Below are 16122 nucleotides of genomic sequence, written 5' to 3' on the forward strand. Positions count from 1 at the left end.
TACTGGGTTACCACCACGCATGAAAATGATGAACCGGCCCAATACCGTGACCCACTTCCAGAGTATCGGCTTTTGCCAGCGCCGCCGAGAGCCAGATTTTCGCTTCGCGCACCGTATCGGCCCAGCCGTCATGCCGCGGGCACAGCGCCGCCAGCGCGGCCGAAAGCGTACAGCCCGTGCCGTGGGTGTTTTTGGTCTGCACGCGCGGCGCGGTAAAGCGTACTTCGCCGTCGCGGGTAAACAGCCAGTCCGGGCTTTCAGCGTCGTCAAGATGCCCCCCTTTCATCAGCACCGCCCCGCAGCCCATCGCCAGCAGCGCGTATCCCTGCTCCTTCATCTCGCGTTCAGTTTGCGCATGCGATGTGCCCAATAGCGCGGCGGCCTCCGGCAGATTGGGCGTGATAAGCGCCACCTGCGGCAACAGCTTATTGCGCAGCGTCTCGACGGCGGAGGCGGAGAGCAGCGGATCGCCGCTTTTTGCCAGCATGACGGTATCCAGCACCACGTTTTGCACCTGATAGCGCTTAAGCCGCTCCGCCACCGCTTCCACAATGTCCGTCTCGGCCAGCATGCCGATCTTGGTGGTGTCGATGCGCACGTCGCTGAACACTGAATCCAGCTGCGCGGCAACAAAATCCGGCTCGATACGGTAGACCGACTGCACGCCGCGCGTGTTTTGCGCCACCAGCGCGGTAATGACCGAGCAGCCGTACGCGCCAAGGGCCGAGAAGGTTTTGAGATCGGCCTGGATACCCGCGCCGCCGCTGGGATCGGTGCCGGCAATGGTCAGGGCGTTAATCCGTTTCATGGCTGCTCCTCCAGCGTATAGAGCGCATCCAGGAACGCGCTGGCAAAACTGCCTGGTCCACGTGACTGCGCAACGGCCACCGTTCCGGCCCGCTTCATCCATCCGCAGGCGGCAGTGACGTTATCCATCCGGTCGCCCGGCAGCGAGCAGCTCGCCGCCACAACGGCAGAAAGCGCGCATCCGGTTCCCACTACGCGCGTCATCAACGGATCGCCGCCCGTTACCGTGCGAGTGCGTTGCCCGTCAGTGATGTAATCCACCTCACCGGTGACGACCACAACGGCATTGGTCTGGCGCGCCAGCGCCTGTGCAGCGGGCACCGCGCTGGCTGCGGTATCGGTTGTATCGACACCGCGCCCGCCCGCGCTCATTCCGGCGAGGACCAGAATCTCGGAGGCATTGCCGCGAATGGCGGCCGGTTTCAGGGCAAGGATTTGATGGCAAAAACGGGTGCGGAACGTCAGGGCACCCGCGGCAACCGGGTCCAGCGTCCAGGGCTTGCCTGCCGACACCGCGCTTTCTATTGCCCGACGCATCGACTGGGCGCGCGGCGAGGTCAGCGTACCAACGTTAACCAGCAGCGCATCGGCGATGCTGGCAAACTGTTCAGCCTCTTCGGCCTCAATCACCATCGCGGGTGATGCGCCAAGCGCCAGCAAAACGTTGGCCGTGAAGGTCTGTACGACATCGTTGGTCATACAGTGGGTCAGCGGAGAACGGGTTCGGAAGTGGTGTAAAACGTGTAAATCGAGCAGGTCAGGCTGCATGGGTTCGCTCCTGCCTTGCGTGAAGAAGCGATGACCGGGAAGGCATCTGACTTCCCTACGCTGGCATTATCCAGATCAGGTAATACGGGTATTTCTCAGCCTTCACGTGGAAGGGCACCCCGAGTCAAAATAGTTTTAAAACAGTGACTTATTAAAATCAATGTTCTTAATCAGTGTAACCGTGGCCACAGGCCAGGCGCAAGGGGGTTTCGATTTATCACGCCAGCGATCGCGTTATGAATCTCCCTAAACACTTTTTCGCTGGCATCTTCAACATAAATATTTTTTCCTGGTATATCCCGGAACAAAAATGAGCTGAATTTATTTTCATTCGAAGCTGACGAAAGGTTCGATAATAAATAATCGGCAAAAAACCATAAATTTACATAAACTGTTATGTGTATTTTTAATCTTTTTTCGTCTAAACACATAAATATATTTAATGTATTGATATTTTATTTCCAATTTATCCCCATTCATTACAAACAGGTAATACATTGTATTATATAATTATTATCTTCATCCCTTCTGGAACATCTTATTTAGCTATTCCTGCTATTTATGATTTAGATCAATAATCAAAATTACACATTCATAGATAGTTACTGCACGTTACGAAATAAGTTATCAAACCAAAATTATCAACCTTATTATCGAATTTATAGATATATAACAAGACGTTGTATCTTCCCGTCAGGTTAGCGCCCTTACTTTATTTTTTCTTGTAGTGATGATGAGAGCTTTAAAATGAACTATTTAAATACAACAGCTATCGCTGTTTTTGGTTTTGTGTTTGCTGGTTCAATGAATACTGCAAATGCTGCGGAAGTAAACGTAAACCTTGACGATAACGTCAACAATCCAGGTGCTCACATTCAAATTCAGGGTACCGATAAAACCGCCTATAACCTTGATAACATCGAAGGAAGTAACATTAAGCAAGACGGGCAAATCTATAACCTTCAAGGCGATATTGACAGAGCAAATACAGCTATTAATAAAGCACAAGATACAGCTAACACCGCTCAAGATGGCGTAAACGCTAACACTCAAGCTAACGCTATCCTTAATCAGAAAGTCGACGATAACAAAGCAGATCAGACAATCACTGATAACAAACAGAATATATTGATTGATAACACTAATAATAAAGCAGACGCTAATACACAAGCGCTTGCAAGTAAGGTAGATAAAAGCATTTTCAACGCCGATCAGGATAGACAAGATCACGCCCTTCAGGACGCCTCTGACAAAGCGACTCAGGCATTTAATACGGGCGCTTACGCGCAATCTTTAGCTTTAGATGCACAAACGGTAGCCGCAGCGAATAAAACTGCTGTTGTTAACGTTCAGTCACGCCAGCAAACACAGGAAGCGACGATTCAGAATCACAGCGCACAATTAGCGAATCATGAATCACGTATTACTGCGTTAGAGAGTCAAAATAACGCTAAGTTCTCTTCTCTGGAGAATCAGCAGAATGAGGATCGTAAGGAATATCGTGCTGGTATCGCTGGCGCTGCTTCTCTTGCTGGTTTGCATTACGTTGATACAGATAACGCGGTTGCTGTCGGTTCTGCCAACTTCAAAGATGCGCAAGGTTATGCGATCGGCTACCGTCATAAGTTCGCTGAGAATGTAGCCGCGACCCTCTCTACATCAGGTACATCCAACGGTGATGAAATTGTTGCGGCGTCCGCATCTTACGGATGGTGATGTTACAGTATTAAAATAAAAAGCCAGTGAGCTAAAAAACTCGCCCATGAGTTTTAATCAGCTGGCTATAACTCAATACATTGCTGCTCGCAAAGAAAATGACAAAGTACATTTTTATCTCCGCTGTTTTGTATCTCACTTTTATTTTATTAGGGATATGGATCGGCTTGATGTTAGGCACCTATATTTATAATTGTAATTACTAAGGCAATAATGAAAAAGTTAATGATGGTAGCGGCTGTATTATCTCTTGCTGCGTGTTCCTCACCAGCTCAACGGATGGCTGATTGTCAAAGCAAGGGAGTGAGTAAAGATGCTTGTTATATAGCAGAGCAAAACCGCACTACAGCCATTAACGCTGCTGCTGAAAAACAGGCTTTGGAGAATGCTGCTCAACTTGCACAATCAGCACGTAAGCATCTTCCTGAAGGCTGCACTCAGGTGATGGATGCTGCGGGTCGTTGTGATAGCAAGCCAGCCAAAGCAAGCGGCGATGTTAAACAGTTTTCAGGTGAAGCGGATCGCATTATAAATAAGTCAATCTCTGAAGCTGCTGAATATCTGCTTTTGAAAGGCTGGAAGCCAAATAAGGGTTCATGGCACAAGGGTGGCTATATTATGCAGCTGGTTGTCGAAAAAGAGAGAGTTGTAAACGCACAATTATCAAAAATGTGATCTTAGCACTACGCTCCCACCTCATAAGATTTACATAGCCCCATTTGCATGGGGCTTTATTTTAGCTCGTGACTAAATACATATTTACTCTAACTGCCAGGCCCCACCATGGATAAGCGACGCTCCCCCCGTCCAGGCAAACAACGCCAGCTCGCGGCAGTCTGCATCAGGATAAATACGGCTGCTGAGGCACGCCTCACCCTCGTTAACAAACACTTCCACGGAAGAGTAGTCAAAAAACAAGCGCAGACTGAGCACGCCGTTCAGGTTAAGCGCAACGCTTCGGGTGCCGCACAGGCCATACTGTGGATAGTGTCGCTCCAGCACCAGGCGCTGCATCTGTGCATCAACATAGACGCGTAACCCGTCGCCGAGACGAATGCCGTATTGCTCCGCGCTGCTGTTCGCGCAATCCCATTGCAGAATGACCTCCATCGCATCGCAGTGTTCAACCAGCGTCATCTGCTGGTTATTAAGCGTACTTACCGGCCAGGGGAACCATGCTCCGCGCAGGGTTTCAACTTCTCTGGCCGGCCGCATTTGCAGGCGGTTAACACTCAGCGTCAGCTCGCGCGGTAAGGAGAGCATGCCTGCCCAGCCATCCTGCTGTTCCGGCAGGGGCGATTCCCACATGTCCAGCCAGCCGATAACGATGCGGCGACCGTCAGGAGTCAGGAAGCTTTGTGGCGCATAGAAATCATGTCCGCGATCCATCTCCACAAATTCTCCTTCACGCGCGAAAGGTTTGCCGGGCTGCCACTCGCCCAGCAGGTAGCCACTCTGGAAAAGATTACGATTTTTGAATCCCTCTGCCGCCAGCCCCTGAGGCGAAAACATCAGCACGCGTTTACCGTTGAGGGAGAAAAAGTCCGGACATTCCCACATATAGCCCATCTCTTTTTCAGCCACTGCGAGCACGCCCATGTCCTGCCACTCGCGCAGATCGGCAGACCGGTACGCACGCACCTGGCCCGTATCACCCTCCCGCGCACCAACGACCATGTACCACCACTCCCCTTCACGCCATACTTTCGGATCGCGGAAGTGATGCAGTCCGGGCGGTGTGTCAATGACGGTCCCGTGCCGCACAAACTGGATGCCGTCTCGGCTGGTTGCCAGGCACTGAACCTGGTAGAGATTCGCCTCATCGCCGGGATCGCCGTGGAATTTGTGGCCGGTGTAGATCAGCGCCAGCGTGTCGCCATCGACCACCGCTGAGCCAGAAAAACAGCCGTCCTTGTCGTCTGGTCCTTCCGGTGCCAGCGCAACCGGGAGGTGCTCCCAGTTAACTAAATCTTTGCTTCGCGCATGGCCCCAGTGCATCGGCCCCCACTGGGTCGAATATGGATGATGCTGATAAAAGGCGTGATACCAGCCGTCAAACCAGACCAGGCCATTCGGGTCGTTCATCCAGCCAGCACGTGCGGCGAGGTGGTAACGCGGATACCAGCGCAGGTTAAGCTCTTCGCGTCTGGACTGCATTTCCTGTTCTGCTTTCGTAATTGAATACGTCATTTCTCTACTCTTTCGATCAGATGGTGGAAGGTTGCGGCATCAGCGGGTCAGAAGAGGACTTACCCGAGCGCAACAGGAAGATGGAGATAAACGTGGTGCTGAATACCAGTAGCCCCATGATGAGATAGGACTGAGCAAAGCCGTATTTCTCATAGCTGTAACCTGCCAGCGGCGACAACACCGAGGCAATCACCGAGCTTGTACAGGCAAAGCCCACCAGATAGAGGGTGGAAGAGAGCCGCTTATCAAAATGCAGGCTGTTGTATTTAAAGATGGAGACCAGCAAAACGGGCAGCTCAACCGCGTGCAATAGCTTGGTAATGGAGATCAGTACCGGTCCCTCAACCAGACCCGATGCCACCATACGCATCGCCATCACCATTCCGGCGAAAATCAGGCCGTTTTTCGCACCGAGACGATTCACCAGCCACGGGGCGCAAAACATACCCGCCGCCTCCAGGAAAACCTGGAATGAGTTGAGATAGCCGTACATGGCGTTCCCTTCCTGTAACGTCGGGAACTGGGAGGAGAAATAGACCGGGAACTGCTGGTCATAAACGCCATAAATACAGGTGCCGATAACGAAAAACACCAGCGCCCAGAAGCGCGGCAGCGTCAGCAGGCGCAATGCATCCTCCAGCGTGACCTTACCGCCGGACACCGCCTCCTGCATGGCGTGCGGGGCGGAAGAGACCCTGAGACGCGCCAGCAACACAAAAAACACCAGCCCTGCGCAGCTCGCGACAGCGAAGTTCAGCTTTGGATTAATGTTAAACAGGAGCCCCGCAAAAAAGGTTGCCACCGCCCAGCCAAGCGATCCCCACATCCTCGCCTTACCAAACTCAAACTGACTCTGGCGGGCCACGCGCTCGGTATAGGATTCCAGTACTCCAATCCCGCCGTTAAACGTTAGTCCGATATAAATCCCGCCGAAAATACTGCCGAGTAACACGTTAATGTGCAGCAGATAACCAAACAGCAGGAAGGCCGGACCGGAAAGAATGAGCAGGCTGGTCAGAAACCAGAGCAGGTTTTTTCGCAGGCCGAGTTTATCCTGAATGAAGCCGTAGCAGATTTGCGCGCACAGCGCGGAGACAGACAGTACGGCATAGATGACTCCCGTATCCCCTGCCTTTAACCCCACCTCCTGGTGGAGCCAGATAGAAAGCAACGAGCCAGAAGAGGACCACGTGACAAAAAAGAAAAACAGTAATGCGCTTAATAAAGGGTAGCTGTGAGAGTGATGCGTTTTCATCATGACATTCTCATGTTGGAGTAATGACAGAATGGTAACGTTAACATTTAAATTTTCTCATGCTATTTGGTAAAAAATTAAGATGTTAATCACGAAAGTTAACGTTAACATTAAGAGAGTGAGATCGCGATCAAATTTTCATCACTCAGGTAAGAATGGCCTGGCCTGTGCAGCAGCCTTCCTTTTACATCAGCGACTTAGTTGTATACCCTCTCACACATAGCACTAACGGAGTAACAAGATGGCTTCCCTGAAGGACGTTGCAAAGCTGGCTAACGTATCGCTGATGACGGTCTCCCGCGCACTGAACAGCCCGGAGCGCCTTAAACCGGAAACGCTGGCACGCGTGCAGCTGGCTATCGAGCAGACCAGCTATGTGCCGGATCTGTCCGCCAAGAAAATCCGCGGCGCGCATGCCTCGCCGAAAACCATAGGCGTACTGGCGCTCGATACGGTGACGACACCTTTCTCGGTGGAGATCGCGCTTTCTATTGAAGAGACGGCCAGAATGCACGGCTGGAATAGCTTCGTGATGAATATGTTTACCGATGACAACCCGGACGCCATCGTCGACCTTCTCCTCTCTCATCGGCCTGACGGGATTATCTACACCACCATGGGGTTACGTCGTGTCCCTCTCCCGGCTAAATTACTCACCCTTCCCTGCGTGCTGGCCAACTGCGAAAGTGACGGCGAAAAGGTCGCCAGCTATATTCCCGATGATGAACAGGGCCAATATACCGCCGTGCGGGCGTTACTCACGGAGGGTTATCGACGCCCTCTCTGCCTGCATTTGCCTGAGGGACATCTGGCCACAACCCGGCGCCGACAGGGGCTGGAACGTGCATGCCGAGAAGCGGGGCTCGATCCGGACAGCCTGGCGCACAGCTATATGACGTCAGGGGACGAGCACTATCGTGATATCCCGTCAGTGCTGCTGGCGCACATGCAGAATGGCATTCCCGGGTTCGACTCCGTTATCTGCGGCAACGACCGTATCGCGTTTATGGTCTACCAGACGCTGCTGGCGCAAGGGCTTCGCATACCAGAAGATGTCGCCGTTATCGGCTATGACAATATGGTGGGTATTGGGGAGTTGTTCCTGCCTCCTCTCACTACGGTTCAACTGCCACACTATGAAATTGGTCGTCTGAGCGCCTTGCATATTATTAACGGTGAAGAACATCAGAACACCACGCGTGTAGAAAGTCCTTTTTTACTGCGTAATTCTATTGTGCATGCATCATGAGCACCGCTTTTAGTCCATGACGCAGAAACAGGCAGAACTCCCCCCTTTTATGCCGTTCGATGGCACGATTTGTCACACTCTTTTCTGTGACTTTACACACCGGGTAAACAGCCTGTAACGCGCTGATTTTATTTGGCATAAAATGCAATTTTCATTTTAAAAATGGGGATATTTCCTCGTTACAGCCCCGTGTCACAAAACAGTAAACAAATTAACCATTGAGCCCCGTGGCAAAAGGCTCTATATTGGCGGCGTTTTTTTCAGGCCCCCATCTGTTTTTTAACTTTTTATTCAATCGTGGCTCATAACGAAGCGGCGGTTGTAGGAGTGATATGATGACGGATAAAGTCCGTATTGACACCGTAGATGCCCACAAAAGCAACGAAACCTATCTGGCCCGTCAGGCCGAGTTTGAATCTAACGTCAGGAGTTATCCGCGCAAACTGCCTTTAGCCATCACTAAAGCAGAAGGCGTGTGGATCACCGATGCAGATAATAAAGAATACCTTGACTGTTTAGCAGGCGCGGGGACCCTTGCGCTTGGCCATAACCATCCTGATGTGCTGAAAAGCATCCAAAATGTCATTACCAGCGGCTTGCCGTTACATACACTGGATCTGACTACGCCTCTGAAAGACGCGTTTTCTGAATACCTGCTCTCTCTGCTGCCTGGTCAGGGCAAAGAGTACTGCCTGCAGTTCACCGGTCCATCCGGTGCTGACGCCGTTGAAGCGGCGCTGAAGCTGGCGAAAAAAGTGACCGGTCGTAGCGGTATCATCAGCTTCTCTGGTGGTTACCACGGTATGACCCACGGCGCACTGTCCGTGACCGGCAACCTGTCTCCGAAAGAAGCGGTTGACGGTATGATGCCAGAAGTACAGTTCATGCCTTACCCGCACGAGTACCGTTGCCCGCTGGGTATCGGTGGTGAAGCGGGCGTGAAAGCACTGACTTACTACTTCGATAACCTGATCAACGACGTTGAAAGCGGCGTGCGTAAACCTGCTGCGGTGATTCTGGAAGCCGTTCAGGGCGAAGGCGGCGTGAACCCGGCTCCGGCTGAGTGGCTGCAGCGCATCCGTAAAGTGACTCAGGAACACGGCATTCTGCTGATCCTCGACGAAGTTCAGGCTGGCTTTGCCCGTACCGGTAAATTCTTCGCCTTCGAACACGCGGGCATTGAGCCAGACATCATCGTGATGTCTAAAGCCGTAGGTGGCGGTCTGCCGCTGGCCGTGCTCGGTATCAAGAAGCAGTTCGACGCATGGGCGCCAGGACACCACACCGGTACCTTCCGCGGCAACCAGCTGGCGATGGCAACCGGTCTGACCACGCTGAAAATCCTGAAAGACCAGAATATCGCGGGCAAAGTTGCCGCTCAGGGCGAATGGCTGAAAGGCCAGCTGAAAGAGATGGCGAAACGCTATCCGGTGATCGGCCACGTGCGCGGTCTGGGCATGATGATCGGTATTGAGATCGTTAAACCACATGAAGCCGCTGACCACATGGGCTGCTTCCCGGGCGACGGCGAACTGTCTGCACTGATTCAGAAGAAGTGCTTCGAAGCCGGTCTGATTTTGGAGCGCGGTGGCCGTAACGGTATCGTTCTGCGTCTGCTGCCGTCTCTGCTGATCAGCGACGAAGAGCTGAAAATCTTCCTGGATAAATTTGAGCAGGCACTGCTTGCTGCGGGCGTTCGCCCGGCGTAACCGGAGTTATTGATTACGATGTCTGATTCAAACCCAATTTTGTTCTCCTCTGCGCAGAGCATTGAAGCTTATCAGCAGGCGATCGAACAAAGCACTCAGGCTGTGATGCAGTGGCTGAAACAGCCTGAGATGTACCAGGGCAAAACGGTCGCAGAACTGCGCGACCGTATTAAGCTGGATTTCAACCCGAAAGGGCTGGGCAACGAAGCGGCGATTGAACGCGCCGTGGAGTTCTTCCTGAAAGACAGCTTGTCCGTTCATCACCCGCAGTGTGTGGCGCACCTGCACTGCCCAAGCCTGGTGGTAAGCCAGGCGGCGGAAGTGCTGATCAACGCCACTAACCAGAGTATGGACTCCTGGGATCAAAGCCCGTCCGCAACCATCATTGAGATCAAACTGATCGAGTGGCTGCGTACCCGCGTGGGTTATCAGGCTGGCGACGCGGGTGTCTTCACCAGCGGCGGCACCCAGAGCAACCTGATGGGCCTGATGCTGGCGCGCGATGCGTTCTTTGCGCGTCAGGGTCACTCCGTTCAGCAGGACGGTCTGATGGGCGATCTGCGCAAAATTCGCGTGCTGTGCTCCGAAAACGCACACTTCTCCGTGCAGAAAAACATGGCGCTGATGGGTCTGGGCTACCAGTCCGTGGTGCAGGTGAAAACGGACGAATTCTCCCGCATGGATCTGACCGATCTGGCGGCGAAAATTGAGCAGTGCAATGCAAACGGTGAGCAGATTCTGGCGATCGTCGCGACGGCAGGTACCACCGATGCCGGTGCCATCGACCCGCTGCGTGCGATTGCAGAGCTGGCGGCGAAACAGAACATCTGGGTACACGTTGATGCTGCCTGGGGCGGCGCGCTGCTGATGTCTGAGCAGTATCGTCACTACCTGGACGGCATCGAGCTGGTGGATTCCGTTACCCTGGACTTCCACAAGCAGTTCTTCCAGACCATCAGCTGCGGCGCGTTCCTGCTGAAAGAAGCGCGTCACTATGAGCTGATGCGCTATCAGGCGGCCTACCTGAACTCTGAGTTCGACGAAGAAGCGGGCGTGCCTAACCTGGTGTCCAAATCTCTGCAGACTACCCGTCGTTTCGACGCGCTGAAGCTGTGGATGAGCCTGGAAGCGCTGGGTCAGGAGCAATACGCGGCGATCATCGATCACGGCGTGACCCTGGCACAGCAGGTTGCGGCCTACGTGAAAGCGCAGCCTGCGCTGGAACTGGTTATGCAGCCACAGCTGGCAAGCGTTCTGTTCCGCTTCCGCGGACAGGTGCAGATGGATGACGCAGGGATCGCCCTGCTAAACCAGAAAATTGGTGATGCGCTGCTGGAATCCGGCCGTGCGAACGTCGGTGTGACCGAGCATAACGGCGTCACCTGCCTGAAGCTGACGCTGCTGAACCCAACCGTGACGCTGGAAGATATTAAAATCCTGCTGTCTCTGGTTGAGCGCACCGCGCAGGAAGTTCTGGCTAAGTAATACAATCCCCTCTTCCGCAGGGAGAGGGGTTATTTTTACAGCCCTGCCCACCACATCCTTAATTTTAATCCCCAGTAGCTCGTCCAGCCCGTCGTGGTGCTGACCACATTACCCTTCGACACAATGACCAGCGTCGGCGTTACGCTCACCTGCCACTGCTGCGACAACGCACCGTTTTCATCGTTGATCACCGGCATTTTCAGCTGTTTCTTTTCAACCCAGCGCTCAAGCTTTGCGTTATCACCGGAACGCATGGCAATACTAATCACATTCCCGCCCTCTTCTGCCAGCTGATTAACGGAAGGCGTCGTGAAACGGCATATGCTGCACCAGGTGGCCCACACGTAAATCAGCAGCGGGCGTTCCTGGCTCAGGGCCGAGATATCGTGAATGTTACCGTCGATGCTCTGCATCGGTGTTGCACTAAAACTGGCGGGGAGTGTCGGTTCTCGATACCGATCAACACCCCACACTACGGCCAGCGTCAGCAGAACAAGTATGATCCCTTCCCGCGCCCAGCGGCGCAGTCGACCGAATTTGCGGTTATCCATTGTGACCTCATGTTTTAACGAAGGTCATCTTAACGGGCAAAACGCCATCACGCTGTAAAGAAGTGTCGCGTCTGTATGATGGTAAAGATCATGTCATCAATTAGGCATACCAAATGCAAAACGATTATCAGATAGGTTCATTTTTGTTACATTTTTTATCGAACAAGCCATAGTCTGATATTTAAAATAGGCAGGTTGCCGTATTGTTGACAGGCAAAAACAAACTTAAAAACTGTTCAACTGGAGAAAAAATGGCTAAGTATAAATGGCTGCTTCTTGGTGTCGCGATGTCTCTGGCAAGCGCGGCGAATGCAGCGTCACAAGCAGCATCCGGCATCAAGGCCTATGAAGAACAAGAGTTCATCGCGGACTTCACAAAATTCAAGATTGGCGACACGGCGCCGGCGCAGTATCAAACGCCGGAGTACACCATCAAACAGTACCAGCTGCGTAACCTGCCGGCTCCGGATGCCGGAACCCACTGGACCTACATGGGTGAGAACTACGTGCTGATTGGCGATGCTGATGGCAAGATCTACAAAGCCTACAATGGAGATATTTTCTATCACCGCTAACGCAATTCTGATTCGCCCCTGGCAGGAAAGCGATCGCCCTTTCCTGCGCACGCTCTACCTCCACGCCCGGCGTGAAGCCTGGCCATGGCTGGACGGCGCAGACTGGCAGCTTGAAGATTTTGACGCGGCAACCCGTGACGAAGTGATTTGGGTTGCTGTTCAGAACGGTCATCGCCTGGGTTTTGCCTCCGTCTGGACGAACGATAATTTCCTGCACAACCTGTTTGTCGATCCGCAGTATCAGAGCCTGGGCGTCGGGCATGAGTTGCTTGAGCACGTACAGAAGACGTTTACCAGTACGGGTTCGCTTAAGTGTCTGGTGAAGAATGCGCGAGCTATTGCGTTTTACCAGCGACACGGCTGGCACATCGAGGCGACGGGTGATTCTCCGGACGGAGAGTATTATCTGATGCATTATCGGCTTGGGTAAAGTCAGGTGGCGCTTCGCTTACCTGACCTGGAAACCCAAACTTCGTAGGCCGGGTAAGGCGAAGCCGCCACCCGGCACTGAAGCACAGAGGAATTACACCGCGCGGAACGCGATTTCCCCCGGGATGATTTCGCCCTGCCAGTAGAGCTGCGCCGCAACGCGTCCTGCCAGCTGGCGATACATTTCCGCGAACTCGCTGTCCGGACGGCTGACCACCGTCGGCTTTCCGCTGTCCAGATCTTCACGCAGGGTAATGTGCAACGGCATCTGCCCCAGCAGCTGAGTGTGGTACTTCGCGGCCAGTTTTTCTGCACCACCCGTACCGAAGATAGGTTCGTGGTGACCGCAGTTGCTGCAGATGTGCATGCTCATGTTCTCAACGATACCGAGCACCGGCACTTCTACCTTCTCGAACATCACGATGCCTTTTTTGGCGTCAATCAGCGCGATATCCTGCGGCGTAGTCACGACGACTGCACCCGTGACCGGAATGTTCTGCGCCAGCGTCAGCTGAATGTCACCGGTGCCCGGCGGCATGTCCAGCACCAGATAATCCAGATCAGGCCACATCGTCTCCTGCAGCATCTGCAGCAGCGCTTTGCTGGCCATCGGGCCGCGCCAGACCATGGCGTTATCGTCAGTCACCAGGTAACCGATGGAGTTGGTCGCCAGACCGTGCGCCATAATTGGCGCCATGTGGGTCCCGTCCGGCGAGGTGGGGCGCTGGTTTTCCGCGCCCAGCATGTTCGGAATAGACGGACCGTAGATATCCGCATCCAGAATGCCGACCTTTGCCCCTTCCGCTGCCAGCGCGAGCGCCAGATTAACGGCGGTTGAGGATTTCCCTACCCCGCCCTTGCCCGAGCTGACGGCAATGATATTTTTCACGCCATTCACGCCAGGCTGGTTTTTCACGCGCTTCAGCGTGGCGATGCTGTGACTCAGCTTCCAGTCGATCGCCTTCGCGCCGGTAATGCGCAGCAGCTCAGAGCTGGTCTGCTCTTTCAGCGCGTCAAAGGCGCTGGTCCAGACGAACGGCATCTGCAGCTCAATGTGCAGGGTATCGTCCAGCCAGGCAACGTGGTGTAACGCTTTCAGCGTAGTGAGATTGTGCTTCAGGGTTGGATGCTGAAAGTTAGCCAGCGTCCCGGCGACCATTGCTCGTAAGGCTTCCGGTGATTTGGCCTGGGATTGAGAACTCATCCCGACTCCTTTGTTCTTGTGAATAAGACCTTAGATGAACAAGTTTACCTGAAAGGCCGTGGTTTGTGCTTACTTAATAATGCCCCTTTTGGTAATATCAAAAACCCTTTTCACAGTTAAAAGAAGTAATGCCTACTATGACTCAAGTCGCGAAGAAAATTCTGGTAACGTGCGCACTGCCGTACGCCAACGGCTCAATCCACCTCGGCCACATGCTGGAGCATATCCAGGCTGATGTCTGGGTCCGTTACCAGCGAATGCGCGGCCACGAGGTTAACTTCATCTGTGCGGACGATGCTCACGGCACGCCGATCATGCTGAAAGCGCAGCAGCTGGGGATCTCCCCGGAGCAGATGATTGCCGAAATGAGTCAGGAGCATCAGACCGATTTTGCTGGCTTTGACATCAGCTATGACAACTATCACTCCACGCACAGCGACGAAAATCGCGAGCTGTCTGAGCTGATCTACACCCGTCTGAAAGAGAACGGTTTTATCAAAAACCGCACCATCTCTCAGCTGTACGATCCGGAAAAAGGCATGTTCCTGCCGGACCGTTTCGTCAAAGGCACCTGCCCGAAATGTAAATCCCCGGACCAGTACGGCGATAACTGCGAAGTGTGCGGCGCAACCTACAGCCCGACCGAGCTTATCGAGCCGAAATCCGTGGTTTCCGGCGCCACGCCTGTGATGCGTGACTCCGAGCACTTCTTCTTCGACCTGCCGTCCTTCAGCGAAATGCTGCAGGCGTGGACCCGCAGCGGCGCGCTGCAGGAACAGGTGGCGAACAAAATGCAGGAGTGGTTCGAATCCGGCCTGCAGCAGTGGGATATCTCCCGCGATGCGCCGTACTTCGGCTTTGAAATCCCGAACGCGCCGGGCAAATACTTCTACGTCTGGCTGGACGCGCCAATCGGCTACATGGGCTCTTTCAAGAACCTGTGCGACAAGCGTGGCGACACCGTCAGCTTCGACGAATACTGGAAGAAAGATTCCACTGCCGAGCTGTACCACTTCATCGGTAAAGACATCGTTTACTTCCACAGCCTGTTCTGGCCGGCAATGCTGGAAGGCAGCAACTTCCGCAAGCCAACCAACCTGTTTGTTCACGGCTACGTGACGGTGAACGGCGCGAAGATGTCCAAGTCCCGCGGGACGTTCATTAAGGCCAGCACCTGGCTGAACCACTTCGACGCGGACAGCCTGCGCTACTACTACACCGCGAAGCTCTCTTCCCGCATCGACGATATCGACCTGAACCTGGAAGATTTCGTGCAGCGCGTGAACGCGGACATCGTCAACAAGGTGGTGAACCTCGCCTCCCGAAACGCGGGCTTTATCGCCAAACGTTTTGACGGCGTGATGGCGGCTGAACTGGCTGACCCAGCCCTGTACAAAACCTTTACCGACGCGGCAGCCACCATTGGCGACGCGTGGGAAACCCGTGAGTTCGGTAAAGCCGTGCGCGAAATCATGGCTCTGGCCGACCTGGCAAACCGCTATGTGGACGAACAGGCACCGTGGGTTGTCGCGAAACAGGAAGGTCGCGATGCCGATCTGCAGGCCATCTGCTCCATGGGCATCAACCTGTTCCGCGTGCTGATGACCTACCTGAAGCCGGTTCTGCCGCAGCTGGCAGCCCGTGCTGAAGCGTTCCTGAACACCGAACTGACCTGGGATGCAATCCAGCAGCCGCTGCTCGGCCACAAGGTGAACACCTTTAAGGCGCTGTACAACCGCATCGAGATGAAGCAGGTTGAAGCCCTGGTGGAAGCGTCTAAAGAAGAGGTTAAAGCGGCTGCGGCACCGGTCACCGGCCCGCTGGCAGACGATCCGATTCAGGAAACCATTACCTTTGACGATTTCGCCAAAGTCGACCTGCGCGTGGCGCTGATCGAAAACGCGGAATTCGTGGAAGGTTCTGACAAGCTGCTGCGCCTGACGCTGGATCTGGGCGGCGAGAAGCGTAACGTCTTCTCCGGCATCCGTTCTGCGTATCCGGACCCGCAGGTGCTGATCGGTCGTCAGACCGTGATGGTGGCGAACCTGGCGCCGCGCAAAATGCGCTTCGGCATCTCCGAGGGGATGGTGATGGCCGCAGGCCCTGGCGGGAAAGATATCTTCCTGTTAAGCCCTGACGAAGGCGCGAAGCCTGGCCAGCAGGTGAAATAACAAAAAAGCCGGA

The 16122-nt window shown here is 53.9% G+C and carries 14 protein-coding genes and 1 riboswitch; of the genes, 8 read left to right on the plus strand and 6 right to left on the minus strand.

Translation table 11 applies throughout. From position 1 onward, the window contains the following. Positions 1-7 precede the first annotated feature (7 nt). Both thiD and thiM read right to left on the minus strand, forming a co-directional pair. Entirely contained in the window at positions 8-808 is an 801-nt protein-coding gene (gene thiD / locus LA04_RS16985; protein ID WP_047652486.1) for a bifunctional hydroxymethylpyrimidine kinase/phosphomethylpyrimidine kinase, read from the minus strand. Further along, positions 805-1575 carry a hydroxyethylthiazole kinase gene (thiM, locus tag LA04_RS16990; RefSeq protein WP_047652487.1) on the minus strand — a complete coding sequence of 257 codons (771 nt, stop codon included), beginning with the start codon at positions 1573-1575 and terminating at the stop codon, positions 805-807. The genes thiD and thiM overlap by 4 nt, the downstream gene beginning before the upstream one ends. 35 nt (positions 1576-1610) lie before the next feature. After that, a riboswitch (TPP riboswitch) is annotated at positions 1611-1707 on the minus strand. 615 nt (positions 1708-2322) lie between these two features. On the opposite strand from thiM, the gene LA04_RS16995 reads away from it, so the two are divergent. Together LA04_RS16995 and LA04_RS24855 are read left to right on the plus strand one after the other, a co-directional pair. Beyond that, positions 2323-3291, plus strand: a complete 969-nt coding sequence (locus LA04_RS16995; RefSeq protein WP_047652488.1) for a YadA C-terminal domain-containing protein — start codon at positions 2323-2325, stop codon at positions 3289-3291. Positions 3292-3504: 213 nt separating this feature from the next. Further along, complete coding sequence (locus LA04_RS24855) at positions 3505-3966, plus strand: hypothetical protein (RefSeq protein ID WP_072015548.1); 462 nt, start codon at positions 3505-3507, stop codon at positions 3964-3966. 84 nt (positions 3967-4050) lie between these two features. Here LA04_RS24855 and LA04_RS17005 read toward each other — a convergent pair whose 3' ends face one another. Continuing rightward, on the minus strand, positions 4051-5481 hold the full coding sequence (locus LA04_RS17005; protein ID WP_047652489.1) for a glycoside hydrolase family 32 protein: 1431 nt from the start codon (positions 5479-5481) through the stop codon (positions 4051-4053). A gap of 16 nt (positions 5482-5497) precedes the next feature. After that, positions 5498-6739: an MFS transporter gene (locus tag LA04_RS17010; protein WP_047652490.1), complete on the minus strand. Its 1242-nt coding sequence runs from the start codon at positions 6737-6739 to the stop codon at positions 5498-5500. A 238-nt stretch (positions 6740-6977) separates the two neighbouring features. On the opposite strand from LA04_RS17010, the gene LA04_RS17015 reads away from it, so the two are divergent. From LA04_RS17015 to LA04_RS17025, 3 genes are all read left to right on the plus strand, one after another. Then, positions 6978-7985 (plus strand): LacI family DNA-binding transcriptional regulator, encoded by a 1008-nt coding sequence (locus tag LA04_RS17015; protein WP_047652491.1) that lies wholly within the window; start codon positions 6978-6980, stop codon positions 7983-7985. A gap of 332 nt (positions 7986-8317) precedes the next feature. Then, on the plus strand, positions 8318-9694 hold the full coding sequence (locus LA04_RS17020; protein WP_014884533.1) for a diaminobutyrate--2-oxoglutarate transaminase: 1377 nt from the start codon (positions 8318-8320) through the stop codon (positions 9692-9694). A gap of 18 nt (positions 9695-9712) precedes the next feature. Next, positions 9713-11179, plus strand: a complete 1467-nt coding sequence (locus tag LA04_RS17025) for a pyridoxal phosphate-dependent decarboxylase family protein (protein ID WP_047652492.1) — start codon at positions 9713-9715, stop codon at positions 11177-11179. Between the two features lie 35 nt (positions 11180-11214). Here LA04_RS17025 and LA04_RS17030 read toward each other — a convergent pair whose 3' ends face one another. Beyond that, positions 11215-11730, minus strand: a complete 516-nt coding sequence (locus tag LA04_RS17030; protein WP_047652493.1) for a protein disulfide oxidoreductase — start codon at positions 11728-11730, stop codon at positions 11215-11217. 251 nt (positions 11731-11981) lie between these two features. Between LA04_RS17030 and LA04_RS17035 the strand changes: the two genes are divergently transcribed. Together LA04_RS17035 and LA04_RS17040 are read left to right on the plus strand one after the other, a co-directional pair. Further along, positions 11982-12305 (plus strand): RcnB family protein, encoded by a 324-nt coding sequence (locus LA04_RS17035; RefSeq protein WP_047652494.1) that lies wholly within the window; start codon positions 11982-11984, stop codon positions 12303-12305. Continuing rightward, on the plus strand, positions 12280-12735 hold the full coding sequence (locus LA04_RS17040; protein WP_235211345.1) for a GNAT family N-acetyltransferase: 456 nt from the start codon (positions 12280-12282) through the stop codon (positions 12733-12735). Before LA04_RS17035 ends, LA04_RS17040 begins: the two co-directional genes overlap by 26 nt. A gap of 93 nt (positions 12736-12828) precedes the next feature. Here LA04_RS17040 and apbC read toward each other — a convergent pair whose 3' ends face one another. Then, a complete protein-coding gene (gene apbC, locus LA04_RS17045; RefSeq protein ID WP_029740176.1) occupies positions 12829-13938 on the minus strand; it encodes an iron-sulfur cluster carrier protein ApbC in 1110 nt (369 codons plus the stop codon). A 137-nt stretch (positions 13939-14075) separates the two neighbouring features. Here apbC and metG point away from each other — a divergent pair, with 137 nt between their 5' ends. Next, positions 14076-16109: a methionine--tRNA ligase gene (gene metG / locus LA04_RS17050; protein WP_047652495.1), complete on the plus strand. Its 2034-nt coding sequence runs from the start codon at positions 14076-14078 to the stop codon at positions 16107-16109. The last annotated feature ends 13 nt before the right edge of the window (positions 16110-16122 follow it).

This window comes from Enterobacter sp. UCD-UG_FMILLET (assembly GCF_000762975.1).
Lineage (GTDB): Bacteria > Pseudomonadota > Gammaproteobacteria > Enterobacterales > Enterobacteriaceae > Enterobacter > Enterobacter dykesii.

What these genes read in the sequence shown, in the direction of transcription:
- LA04_RS17035 (WP_047652494.1), top strand. Translation starts at nt 11,982, where the DNA reads ATGGCTAAGTATAAATGGCTGCTTCTTGGTGTCGCGATGTCTCTGGCA.
- thiM (WP_047652487.1), bottom strand. Translation starts at nt 1,575, where the DNA reads ATGCAGCCTGACCTGCTCGATTTACACGTTTTACACCACTTCCGAACC.
- LA04_RS17030 (WP_047652493.1), bottom strand. Translation starts at nt 11,730, where the DNA reads ATGGATAACCGCAAATTCGGTCGACTGCGCCGCTGGGCGCGGGAAGGG.
- metG (WP_047652495.1), top strand. Translation starts at nt 14,076, where the DNA reads ATGACTCAAGTCGCGAAGAAAATTCTGGTAACGTGCGCACTGCCGTAC.
- LA04_RS17025 (WP_047652492.1), top strand. Translation starts at nt 9,713, where the DNA reads ATGTCTGATTCAAACCCAATTTTGTTCTCCTCTGCGCAGAGCATTGAA.
- LA04_RS17010 (WP_047652490.1), bottom strand. Translation starts at nt 6,739, where the DNA reads ATGATGAAAACGCATCACTCTCACAGCTACCCTTTATTAAGCGCATTA.
- LA04_RS17020 (WP_014884533.1), top strand. Translation starts at nt 8,318, where the DNA reads ATGATGACGGATAAAGTCCGTATTGACACCGTAGATGCCCACAAAAGC.
- LA04_RS17005 (WP_047652489.1), bottom strand. Translation starts at nt 5,481, where the DNA reads ATGACGTATTCAATTACGAAAGCAGAACAGGAAATGCAGTCCAGACGC.
- LA04_RS24855 (WP_072015548.1), top strand. Translation starts at nt 3,505, where the DNA reads ATGAAAAAGTTAATGATGGTAGCGGCTGTATTATCTCTTGCTGCGTGT.
- apbC (WP_029740176.1), bottom strand. Translation starts at nt 13,938, where the DNA reads ATGAGTTCTCAATCCCAGGCCAAATCACCGGAAGCCTTACGAGCAATG.
- LA04_RS16995 (WP_047652488.1), top strand. Translation starts at nt 2,323, where the DNA reads ATGAACTATTTAAATACAACAGCTATCGCTGTTTTTGGTTTTGTGTTT.
- LA04_RS17015 (WP_047652491.1), top strand. Translation starts at nt 6,978, where the DNA reads ATGGCTTCCCTGAAGGACGTTGCAAAGCTGGCTAACGTATCGCTGATG.
- thiD (WP_047652486.1), bottom strand. Translation starts at nt 808, where the DNA reads ATGAAACGGATTAACGCCCTGACCATTGCCGGCACCGATCCCAGCGGC.
- LA04_RS17040 (WP_235211345.1), top strand. Translation starts at nt 12,280, where the DNA reads ATGGAGATATTTTCTATCACCGCTAACGCAATTCTGATTCGCCCCTGG.